The organism is Bacillus sp. MUM 116 (assembly GCF_001866655.1).
Classification (GTDB): Bacteria; Bacillota; Bacilli; order Bacillales; family Cytobacillaceae; genus Neobacillus.
In genome coordinates, this window is record NZ_MLYR01000038.1 from 26241 (window position 1) to 37813 (window position 11573).

At 39.6% G+C, this 11573-nt stretch carries 9 protein-coding genes and 2 riboswitches; of the genes, 2 read left to right on the forward strand and 7 right to left on the reverse strand.

Annotation, left to right across the window (positions count from 1 at the left end):
* Window positions 1-144: 144 nt before the first annotated feature.
* From BIV60_RS10980 to BIV60_RS10995, 4 genes are all read right to left on the reverse strand, one after another.
* Complete coding sequence (locus tag BIV60_RS10980; protein WP_071355781.1) at window positions 145-774, reverse strand: methylthioribulose 1-phosphate dehydratase; 630 nt, start codon at window positions 772-774, stop codon at window positions 145-147.
* A 1-nt stretch (window position 775) separates the two neighbouring features.
* Complete coding sequence (locus BIV60_RS10985; RefSeq protein ID WP_071355782.1) at window positions 776-1441, reverse strand: 2-hydroxy-3-keto-5-methylthiopentenyl-1-phosphate phosphatase; 666 nt, start codon at window positions 1439-1441, stop codon at window positions 776-778.
* The gene (gene mtnW, locus BIV60_RS10990; RefSeq protein ID WP_071355783.1) at window positions 1441-2652 is read right to left on the reverse strand and encodes a 2,3-diketo-5-methylthiopentyl-1-phosphate enolase; all 1212 of its coding nucleotides are present in this window, start codon (window positions 2650-2652) and stop codon (window positions 1441-1443) included. The genes BIV60_RS10985 and mtnW overlap by 1 nt, the downstream gene beginning before the upstream one ends.
* 84 nt (window positions 2653-2736) lie before the next feature.
* A riboswitch (SAM riboswitch) is annotated at window positions 2737-2846 on the reverse strand.
* 71 nt (window positions 2847-2917) lie between these two features.
* Entirely contained in the window at window positions 2918-4096 is a 1179-nt protein-coding gene (locus BIV60_RS10995) for a pyridoxal phosphate-dependent aminotransferase (RefSeq protein WP_071355784.1), read from the reverse strand.
* 114 nt (window positions 4097-4210) lie between these two features.
* Here BIV60_RS10995 and BIV60_RS11000 point away from each other — a divergent pair, with 114 nt between their 5' ends.
* Window positions 4211-4996 (forward strand): carbon-nitrogen family hydrolase, encoded by a 786-nt coding sequence (locus BIV60_RS11000; RefSeq protein ID WP_071355785.1) that lies wholly within the window; start codon window positions 4211-4213, stop codon window positions 4994-4996.
* A 71-nt stretch (window positions 4997-5067) separates the two neighbouring features.
* Window positions 5068-5222, forward strand: a riboswitch (SAM riboswitch).
* A 264-nt stretch (window positions 5223-5486) separates the two neighbouring features.
* On the forward strand, window positions 5487-6671 hold the full coding sequence (gene mtnK, locus BIV60_RS11005; protein ID WP_071355786.1) for an S-methyl-5-thioribose kinase: 1185 nt from the start codon (window positions 5487-5489) through the stop codon (window positions 6669-6671).
* Between the two features lie 72 nt (window positions 6672-6743).
* Here the strand turns inward: mtnK and BIV60_RS11010 are convergent, their stop codons facing one another.
* The 3 genes from BIV60_RS11010 to BIV60_RS11020 form a co-directional block, all read right to left on the reverse strand.
* Complete coding sequence (locus tag BIV60_RS11010; RefSeq protein ID WP_256218383.1) at window positions 6744-7916, reverse strand: PAS domain-containing sensor histidine kinase; 1173 nt, start codon at window positions 7914-7916, stop codon at window positions 6744-6746.
* Window positions 7917-8149: 233 nt separating this feature from the next.
* A complete protein-coding gene (locus tag BIV60_RS11015; RefSeq protein ID WP_071355787.1) occupies window positions 8150-10444 on the reverse strand; it encodes a thiamine pyrophosphate-dependent enzyme in 2295 nt (764 codons plus the stop codon).
* The gene (locus tag BIV60_RS11020; RefSeq protein ID WP_071355788.1) at window positions 10444-11457 is read right to left on the reverse strand and encodes a 2-oxoacid:acceptor oxidoreductase family protein; all 1014 of its coding nucleotides are present in this window, start codon (window positions 11455-11457) and stop codon (window positions 10444-10446) included. The genes BIV60_RS11015 and BIV60_RS11020 overlap by 1 nt, the downstream gene beginning before the upstream one ends.
* Between the last annotated feature and the right edge of the window lie 116 nt (window positions 11458-11573).

The window sequence follows — 11573 nt, forward strand, 5'->3', positions numbered from 1 at the left end:
GGTCCGGGAAGCCTTCTCGTCGCTTACGCTCCTGCGGGGTCTCCCCTGCCCCTTACTCCCGCAAGAGTCTTCGTGCCTTCCTCTCCAATCAACAAGACTAAAAAATCAACAATTTCCTTTAACACAGTCTAATAAAATAGTAATTTATATAACTTTAGCTAACTGGTTTGCTTTGTGCTCTAATAGCCGTAATTGATATCGAAATAAAAACTCCGAGGCTTCAAGAATTTTCTTCGCCTCAAAGGCTGTTCTTCCCCAAACCGTAATACCATGATTTCGAATCAAAACTGCGCCCGAATCCCCTGAAACATGCTCTGCAAACTCGCTTGCAAGGGTTGGAATATGGGCATGGTTATGAATAATAGGGATTTTTAATTCTGCATCTTCTTCCCACATATCAAAGGCCTTGATAAGCTCCTGACCTTTAAATGTAACTTCCCCCTGCTCACCATACAGTTCTGAAATGACGTTATTATCAACCGTATGAACATGAAGACTGCAGCCAGCACCCGTTTTCCGATAAATTTCTACATGAAGCAAGGTTTCGGCAGACGGCTTCAAATGATTTTCATCAACGGCAAGGCCAAATTCATCAACCAGGAGAAAATCCTCATCCGTACGTTTTCGTTTATCCTTGCCGCTTGTCGTAACCAAAAATTGCAGTGGATGATCGCTAACTTTTATTGCAAGGTTTCCACTTGTGCCCATAAACCAATCTCTTTCGGCTAGTTCATCTTTTACATCGGCAAGTTCTGACCATCGTTCCTTTAACATTTTAGCTCACCCACCCCAATTCTTTTTTTATCTCCTCTATACAGTCATAAAAGGTTATAAATCCTTTGTGATTAATCCCCCACTCTACACATTTTTCCTGAAGCAAGTCTCTTGCCAGCACAAAATTTGCTTGCTTTGCAGCCTCTAAATCGGTAACGGAGTCACCAATGACGATTTTGAAATGATCTTGCCCTTTTTCCAATTGGCGAATGACGCTCGGCTTGCAGCAGCCGCAGTGATTGCTGCAAAATTCATCACATTCATGGGGCCAAAGAATTTTAATCGTTTCCCCTGAAAAATCTGATTCATTGCAATAAACTCCATCAAATAGCCCGAACTCTTCTAAAATCGGATAAAGAAAAAAGTCGATTCCACCACTGATAATGTAGAATGGGATTTTTTCATTACGCGTAAATTCAACAAATTCTTTGAAACCAGGTCGGATCTTAGCATTTTCAATTGCAAAAGCGGTAATTTCATCTTTCCAATCACTAGGTAAAAGCGAAAATAGTTTCCCTACCCCTTCGCTGATTGAAATTTGCTGGGATAAAATTTGATCCTTAATGGTTTCCCATCCTGGTGGTGCAAATTTTTTCATGATGGCAATGATATTATCACTTTCCGTAATGGTGCCGTCAAAATCACAATAAATAATAGGTTTCCTCATTAAACTGTAACCTCCGCACTCCCCCATAGTTCAAGGGCCTTTTTAAGATCTGGATACAATTTTGCACCTTCCATCAAAGATTGGCCTTTTAGATTGGTTTCAATAGCCTGCCTGAAAGCTAAGCCGCCACCTTTGGCACCATTCGGATGTCCATGAACGCCACCGCCGGCATTGATGACTGAATTCACACCAAAATCATGAATTAGCAATGGAACTAACCCTGGGTGAATCCCTGCAGAAGGAACAGGAAATGCCGGTTTAAATGTATCTTCTTTTGTAAGCTCATCAGCGATCGATAGAGCATGGGGTTTATCTAGTGCTACCGTTCCGTATGGTGACGGGAATAATGACAGGTCTGCACCCGCGTAGCGTAGAAGCTTTCCGAGTAATAGAGAATGGGAAAGTCCATATTGTGATGAGGATGTTAACGCTCCACTTACTGCAGGATGCGCCATCAATGGTAATCCAAGACAATCATCCTCTCTCAATTCCTGCAGAACATCAAGACCATAAGAGAACACATTGAATAATAATAGGTCGGCCCCAAGCTCTGCAGCCTTTCTTGCTTTGTCCTTAAGCTGTGATGTTCTGCCTGTTAAATTTACCGCATACAAGGTCCTATGACCTGTTTCTTCGTATACCGCTTGCAAGACCTTTTTACCCTCTGTAATTCTTTTTTCAAATGGAGTTAAGTCATTTTCAAAAAGAATCTCATCATCCTTTACTAGGTCAACACCGCCAAGTGCTTGCTGTTTCAACTGTTCCGATAAAAAAACTAAGTCTTTTCCTAATACTCCTTTAAAAATGCTCATCAGGAGCGGCCGATCATGGACACCTACTTTTTCACGGATACCTTCTATTCCGAACCTAGGTCCTGGAAACTGTTTTTTTAATTCTTCATCAAATTGTAAATCAAGAAGTTTAATTTTTCCGTCGAGTGAGAGTTTTCCAAAAACAGTGGTCAAAATGGCAGGTAAATCAGTTGAAAAATTAACAGTTGGATAGGCAATTCGGATGATTGATTGCTCCACTTTATCAGAATGCGAGCCTTCAATGGATATAACCCTGCCCTTATGTTTACGCAGTTGATTTTTTTCTAATTCAGGTAGATTGGTCCAAGACCCTACCGTTAATCCTAAAGCGATTTCCTCAGCTTTTTTTTCCGGATTTTTCTCCCCATTAAGGAGGTATGTAGCAATAATTTCAGTCATGTTGTACAACTTCCTTTCGGTGTAAAATGAAATTAAATAAAAAACCTCTTCGAAAAGAAGAGGTTAGCATTCGAAACTAACATCTTCTCATCTGTCAGCTCTTTGCTGCAAGAATTAGCACCGTGCTTACGATTTTGGGTAAGTCGGTTGCCGGGCTTCATCGGGCTGGTCCCTCCGCCTGCTCTTGATAAGAAAACATTCGTAATATTAATTTTTTCACATTGAGTTCATAAAAGATTATCCCAAGAAAAAAAAAGACTGTCAACTATTTTTTGAAAATTCCCAAGGAACTTATTCTTCTGATAGCTTCTTTAAGCCGTTCCTCGTCCGTTAATAAACCTACCCGAACATACCCCTCACCAAAGTTGCCAAAGCCAATTCCAGGTGCAACCATGATATGAGCTTCATCGAGTAGGAGATTGGCGAATTCTTCAGAAGTTAATCCGCTTGGAACCTTCAGCCAGGCAAAAAAGGAGCCTTTTGGAGCCGTTACCTCCCAGCCAATGGTTCGAAGTCCGTCAATTAAAACATTCCTTCTTCGTTCATAAAGGCGGTTTTGCTCCAATACACAATCCTGCGGTCCTGTTAATGCTTCGGCTGCTGCCTCTTGAATGGCACCAAACAAACTGACATATAAATGGTCCTGCAAAAGTTCGATGGCCGAAATGACACTTTGATTTCCTACAGCAAAGCCAACGCGCCAACCGGCCATATTATATGTTTTAGACAATGTATAGATTTCGATTCCAACTTCTTTTGCTCCCTCAACCTGCAAGAAGCTTAAAGGCTTTTGACCGTCAAAACCGATAGCACCATAAGCAAAATCATGGACAACGCATAGATTATTTTGCTTTGCCAGCTTAACAGTGTCTGTAAAAAACTTCTCTGTTGCCACTGCCCCTGTGGGATTATTTGGGTAATTAAGGAACATCAGTTTCGATTTCGTTAATACCTCTTGTGATAGTTCAGCATAATCAGGTAAGAAATGATTTTCTTCTCTTAATGGCATGGTAACCATTTCAGCCTGGGCAAGCGCTACACCTGACCAATAATCAGGATATCCAGGATCTGGTACCAGGATCGTATCACCAGGATTTAATAGACACATAGGGATTTCAACTAAACCCGCTTTCCCGCCAAATAAAATGGCTATTTCTTTATCAGGGTCAACGGACACGCCATATTCCCTTTGATAGAAATCGGCAGCCGCTTGCTTTAAATATCGATAACCTTGAAATGGAGAATATTTATGATTCAATGGTTTCTCTGCTGCTTCCTGTAATTTCTCCACAATATGTTTAGGGGTAGGCTGATCAGGATTGCCCTGCCCTAAATTAATCACATCATGACCTGCTTTAATATATTGCCCCACTTTTTTTACTAATGACGCAAAAAATTGTTTTGGAAGGATTTCTAAAAGGTTTGATGGCGGAAATGTATTCAAATGTTTTCACCTTCTTAAAGTAAAATCAATATTGAAATTCTAGTCACAAATGATATAACTTTTATAACGGCTTGTAAAGTAAAAATTCCGAATAACAAAATGGAGTGAAATTTCTTGAAATTAAAAATTTCTTGTCTGCAAATGGATATTGCCTTTGGAGATCCAAATAAAAATTTTCAAACAGCTGATAAACTAATTCAACAAGCAATTGCCGAAAATCCTGATATAATCGTTCTTCCTGAACTATGGACAACAGGTTATGATTTAACCCGCCTTGATGAAATTGCTGATAAGGGCGCTTGTGAGTCAATCGACTTCCTTAAGAATGCAGCCAAAAAATATAAAGTGAATTTTGTTGGAGGTTCGGTTGCAAACCGTGGGGAAAATGGGGTAAAAAACACTTTGCTCATCATCAACAAGGATGGAACGCTTGTGCACCAGTATAGTAAATTACATCTTTTCAAATTGATGGACGAACATCTTTATTTAAAATCAGGCAACGAAAAAGGATTATTTGAACTGGAGGAGCGCTCATTCGCCGGTATGATTTGCTATGATATTCGCTTCCCAGAGTGGATTCGCACCCATACTGCCCAAGGAGCAGAAGCATTATTTGTTGTCGCTGAATGGCCGGCACCCCGCCTTTACCATTGGCGCACATTATTGATTGCCAGGGCAATTGAGAATCAATGTTTCGTCATTGCCTGCAACCGTGCCGGCAGTGATTTCAACAATCAATTTGCCGGACACTCGATGATTATTGACCCATGGGGTGAGATTATAACTGAAGCTGGAAACGATGAAGAAATCTTATCTGCTGAAATAGAATTGGATCGTGTCAATGAAATTCGCAAGCAGATTCCGATTTTTGAAGATAGAAAGCCTGAATTTTATAAATAAAAAATATTGACACTATTATTATACTACTGCTATTATTTTTAACAGATTGAAAAGAATGAAAATTTAATTTTCTCTTATCACGAGCAGGCTGAGGGATTTGGCCCTTTGAAGCCCAGCAACCGACCGTAATTCCATTGCAAAATGGGGCGCATCCAGCGCCGGGATTTATTCCCTCTAAGGCACGGTGCTAATTCCAACAGAAAGAAATCTTTCTGAGAGATAAGAGGTGTAAAGAACAACTGTCCTTTAGCCTCTTTCAAATGAGAAAGAGGCTTTTTTCATTTTGGCTAGAAAAGCGTAAGCGCCTTGACCAGCCTCAGGCATAGCGTAAGACGAGCCGACGAGAAGGTTGCTCATTAACCTTCTTGGCGGATCGGCTTACGACCTCGAGGGGCGTGGCTGCTTGCGCTAGACAATTCTCGAAGTCGAAAACTTATACTTTCTTAATCTTTAAGAAAAAAGCCTCTCTAAAATCTAGGAGGAAAAAATTATGAGCATTATAAAACTAGAAACTTACCAGCCATTAACAGAAACCACTGCCATTCAGCTAGCAAAAGAGCTAGAAATATTTAATGAGCAATCCCAATTATCGTGTAAGGAGATTGGCGATGGAAATTTAAATCTAGTTTTTCATCTCGTAGAAGAAAAAGGCGGAAAAAGTATTATAATTAAACAAGCTCTTCCTTATGCGAAAGTTGTTGGAGAAAGCTGGCCATTAACAATTAAAAGAGCACAAATCGAAGCGGATGCATTAAAAATATTTGGTCAACTGGCTCCTGCCTATGTACCTGAAGTTTATTATACGAATGATATTTTAGCCATAACGGTGATGGAAGACCTTTCTAATCTTTCGATTGTCAGAACCGGATTTATTAACGGAGAAATCTATCCGTTGATTTCAAAACATTTAGGTGAATATCTGGCAAAAACATTGTTTTATACTTCCGATTATGCTTTGGGACCTGAAGCGAAAAAGGAACAGGTCAAAAAATTTATTAACCCGGAACTTTGCAATATAACAGAGAACCTTATCTTTACTGATCCTTATTATGACGCTGAAACAAATGAATTCGAAGAAGGCTTACGGGGCGATGTAGAATCGCTATGGAATGATGACGAGTTAATCTTTCATGTTTCCTTATTGAAAAAAAGCTTTTTAACTGAAGCAGAAGTTCTTCTTCATGGTGATTTGCATACAGGAAGCATGTTTGCAAATAACGAAGAAACAAAAGTGATTGATCCGGAATTTGCTTATTATGGACCGGCCGGGTTTGATATTGGCCAGGTTTTTGCAAACCTTCTTTTCCAAGTAATTGTAAATAAAGAAAACCGGGATTTATTTATAAACCATGTTGAAACAGTGTGGAATGTGTTTAATGAAGAATTCAGCCGCCTTTGGGAAGCAGAAAGTAAAGAGAAATTAGTAAATACAAAAGTATTTTTGAATCATGTTATTTCAAAATATTTCGAAGATTCCCTCGGCTTTGCCGGCTGTGAATTAATTAGAAGAACAATTGGACTAGCCCATGTGGCCGATTTGGATCGTATTGAAGATGAGAATGTGAGATTGGCCGCAAAAAGAAAAACATTAGAATTAGGGAAACTTCTCATTAAACAACGAAAAGAACTAAAAGGATTATCCGAATTTATCAACGTAGTTAACTCAACACTATGATTAAAAAAGCAATCCGACCGGATTGCTTTTTTTACTCGAATTCTGCCCACATTTCTTTTGGGTTGAGTTCTATTAAGAATTTTGCATAAGTGGAAGAGTGATATGAAAAGTCGCGCCCTTCCCGATTTCGCTTTCAATTTGAATTGTCCCCTGATGCTCTTCAATAATACGGTAACTAACCATTAAACCCAAACCGGTTCCCTGTTCTTTGGTTGTATAAAAGGGTTCACCCAATTTTTTTATTTTTTCTTCCGGAATGCCAATTCCTTCATCTCGAATCGAAATTCGAATTTGATTCGTTTCTGTAAGGCTAATTTTAATTAAAATACAACCACCGTCCGGCATTACTTCTATTGCATTTTTAATTATATTGATAAAAACTTTTTTTAATTGATTCGGTTCACAAAAAATAAGGGGAAGGTTGTCCTCATAAACGGTTATGAATTGGACATTATGTAAGACCGCTTGGGCATTTAAAAGGTCGACCGTTTCCTTCATAATCTGTTTAATATCCTTTTCCTGATATCGAATCGCCTGCGGCTTGGCTAAAATCAAAAATTCATTAATAATGGAGTCAATACGCTGCAGTTCTGAAGTGATCACATGATAATACATTTCATGTTCTGATTTAATACTGCTCTCAAGCAATTGAATAAATCCCTTCAAGGCTGTCATTGGGTTTCGAATTTCATGCGCAATTCCTGCGGCAAGTTCGCCTATAACATTTAACGTATCCGATTTACGGAGTTGCTCTTGTATTTCCATTTTTTCAGTCACATCTTTAATGACCGTAAAATTTAATCCTTCAATATCCGATTTTGATGAACAATCAAAATATCTTTTTTGCCCCTCATCTGTTTCAATTATAATCGTCGAAGAATGGTTTCCCTTTTCCAGGACTTGTTCAACGTGTTTAATAATATCTTGTTTAATTTCTTTTTGGCTGAATAATCCAAAAAGATACTTACCAATCAGTCGTTCTTTAGGAAGACCAAATATTTCTTCGGTACTGTGATTAAGGTCGACAATCTGATATTGATTATTCCATAAAAGTAGTCCATCAATCGAATCCTCAAAAATTCTTCTAAATTTCCGTTCGCTTTTCCTTAATTTCTTAAAATCTTCAAGAAATTGATTATTTGGGGTAATCCTTTTCCCAACGTGGGTTTGATTCTTCTCCTTTTTTTGTATATTCCCCTCTTCATTTAAAGGTAAAATGTCTTTTTGCTGAACATGCTTTTCCACGTATCGCCACCCCACGACTTCCAAAGTTGCTCCAATCACTATATAATAAATTTATATATTCTACATTATAAAGCAAAACTCCTTTACTGTACTCCCAATCTTCGATAAAAAAAGACAAAACGCATAGCGCTTTGCCTCTTTTGAACACATTAATAATTTTAGACTTTGAGAATTGTCCAGCTCCAGCTCCCAGCGACTAGTGTACTTCGCTAAACGGTCGCTTCCGCTTTTCTTTATAACAATGGATTTTCATGTTTTGCTTTGAGCCGCTGCCATCTCTTTTCTACTTCCGCTTCAAATTCTTCTAAAATAGGTTTGTTTTCATCTTTTAATAGATGCTTTGTTTTTCCCATATACTTAAGCCAATCAGCAAGTGGAATGCGTTTGTTCTTTTCTTCAGGATTATAAGTAATAGCGGTTATCCCTTGTTCTATTTCATAAAGCGGGAAGAAACAGGAATTCACAGCTGCTTCTACAATGGTTGTCCCGTAGCGATCATCCGACTTCCAGTTTAATGGACAGGTAATCAGGATTTTTCCATAAACAGTCCCTACGTTTTGGGCATACCACTGAGCTTTTGCTCCCTTTTTAATCAAATCTTGCGGGAAGGACTCTGAGCCTGTAAACACATATGGAATATTCGTTGCAGCCATGATTTGGGCAGTATCCTTGTGATGGAAGGCTTTTCCGCGCTGGGCTTTACCTACTCCGGATGTGCTGGTCATATGGCCTAAAGGAGTAGAATAAGACATCTGTGAACCAGTATTCATATAACCTTCATTATCATATTCGAGCATAATCAGCTTATGACCGCGAAGGGCGGTTCCAATTGCAGAGCCCATTCCAATGTCCATACCCCCGTCACCGGTAATCATCACAAATGTGGCATCATCCGAAACTTGAATTTCCCCGCGGCGCTTCAATTCCATAAATGCCTCAACCGTTCCCGAAAGCGTAGCCGCTCCGTTTTGGAACAAGTTGTGCATCATCGTTTGTTTGTGTGAACTATACGGGTAAGCGGTCGTTGTAACGTAGGCACAGCCAGTTTGGAAAAGGGTGACAATATCTCCTTCAATTCCTTTAAAGAATAGTTCAAGCCCTGCGAAAATTCCACAGCCCGGACAAGCACCGTGACCTGAGGCAATTCGTTTTGGTTTACCAGTTAAAGCTCGAAGCGGTGGAATCTTCACTTTTAATTTATTTGTTTCCTCATCCATTTTCACTTCAATTAAATCCGATTTATAGACATCCCCATGCTGCGGTGTAATAACCGGCTTTAGAATCTTTTCAGGATCTCCCGGAACATGGCCATAGTAATCAAATGGCTTTTCAGCATAGCCTTTTTCCATCGCCTCAATGGTTAAATGAAAAAACTCTTGCGCGTCGCTGGCATAGAAATCTTTCCCGCCAAGACCAAAAACACGGCTTAATACAATCGTTTGGTTGGCTTTATCATCCTGAAGGGCAGATTTCACTTCATGTGTTAAGCTTGGCCCATGTGCACCGTAGGAATCGGCACGTTCTCCAACTAGTAAGGCTTTCACATTCTTTAATGCTTCTCGAATTTCTTTCGCCGGGAATGGTCGTATGATATTCGGGCTGATCACCCCGGCTTTAATCCCTTTTATCCTCAATTGGTCTACTACATCCTTGGCCGATTCTGCTGCTGAGTTCAATAGAAATAAAGCAACCTCAGCATCTTCCATTTTATATAAATCAAGAACAGGATATTCTCTTCCAGATAGTTTTGCATATTCTACCGCAACTTCTTTAAAAACTTCCTCGGCATTGTACAATGCATCGGATTGCTGGAAGTGATTATTCATTAAATCCTGTCCATTCATATGGGCTCCAATGGCAACCGGTTTTTGCGGATCTCTGACAAAATTGTAATTAGTTGGACATTCGCCGACAAATTGCTGTACAACACGACGGTCTTTAAAATATTCTACTCTGCGTTTTTGATGGGAAGTAAAGAATCCATCATAAGCAACAATAACCGGAAGGCGGACTTTAGAATGTTCTGCAATTTTAAGCGCCATGATATTCATATCGTAAACTGCTTGCGGAGTTTTGGCTGTTAAAATAACCCAGCCCATATTCAACCCATAATAAAGATCAGAATGATCTCCTCTAATATCAAGCGGACCGCTGACGGCACGGGTAACAAGATTCATAACCATTGGAAATCGTGTACCGGCCTGGACCGGAAGCTGTTCAATCATATAAAGAAAACCATTTGCACTAGTTGCGTTAAATACCCTTGCACCTGTCGCAGCTGCGCCATAACAAATCCCAGCTGACCCATGCTCGCCATCTGCAGGAATCAATTTTATATCATGTTCGCCTCGAGTTTTCATTTGGTCTAAAAATTGCGCTACTTCGGTTGAAGGTGTAATTGGGAAATATCCCATAATATGATAGTTAATTTGAGCGGCCGCCATCGCCGCCATTTCATTTCCGGATTCAAAGGTTGAAATTTGTTCAGCAATCGGATTTGTCAATAATTTATCTTCAAGAATCGCCATTAGTAAATCCCCCCTGCTACATATGGAAAGTTTTGCTTCGTGCTGTTGGTATCTGCATAGCCACTCATTTCTCGAAGGTCACCCAAGGCATCTGTCGGACATGCTTCCACACATTTTAGGCAGCCCTTACAATACTGATAGTCAATTCCTTTCAGGAACATTTGCTTTCTTCCCCGCTTATCTTCTCCCTCTTCCCATACAAAGCAAAAATCCGGGCAAACATTGTCACATGCTGCACAGTTAATACATTTTTCCTGTTGAAACTCAGGAAGAAACCCTTGTCTGGAGCCGCTTAAATCCTTTAAAATACTATTTCCTTGAGCAATAATCGCTCCACCAATTTCTTGAGTCAAATATCCCAATAGCGGCTTAGGGCGGGTAAATGCCCTTCCCACTGCCCCAAACGGGACTTGATAGGTTTTGAATTGGACTTCTTCGTAACCGCGATTAAAGGTACGGATATTTGGTTCTACAAGATGTGGATATTTTTTTTCAAATGTTTTACTTATTACATTTCGCATTGACTCCGGATCTAGGAAATCACAAATTCGATAGAGCGCTCCAAGCATTGCTGTATTGACTTTTGTCTTTTCCTCAACGGCAATGGTTAGTGCATCAACGATGGCAATCGTACCATACTCAAGCTTTAAATCTTTTTTAACATCATCAAAATCTCTTGCTGTGTTTACTAATACGATTCCATCAGCATTAAAGCCACTGACAACATTAATTGTTTTATATAATGCCTCATGAAAAACACCCACAACATGTGGCTGTTCAATCGGACTATGATCCCTGATTTCAATTTCAGGCTCGCAAAAACGGATAAAGCTTTTCACTGGAGAACCCTTTTTCTCAGAGCCGTAGGATGAAAAGTTGGAGCCATTTAAGCCAAGGCCCAAAACTCCAGCCTCAGCAAGCATTTTCCCCGCCAAATTTGCCCCTAATCCCCCAATGGATTCCAAACGGATCTCAAAAAATCCTAATTCATTTTTCTTTGGTAATACCGACATCGTATCCCCTCCTGATATACGAAAGACATCTTATGCCTTTTATAAAGGCTCTTTTCGTAAACTTTGTTTGCTTTTGGACTCTAATAAGGGTCATTTACTAAATTTCTAGGCAATTT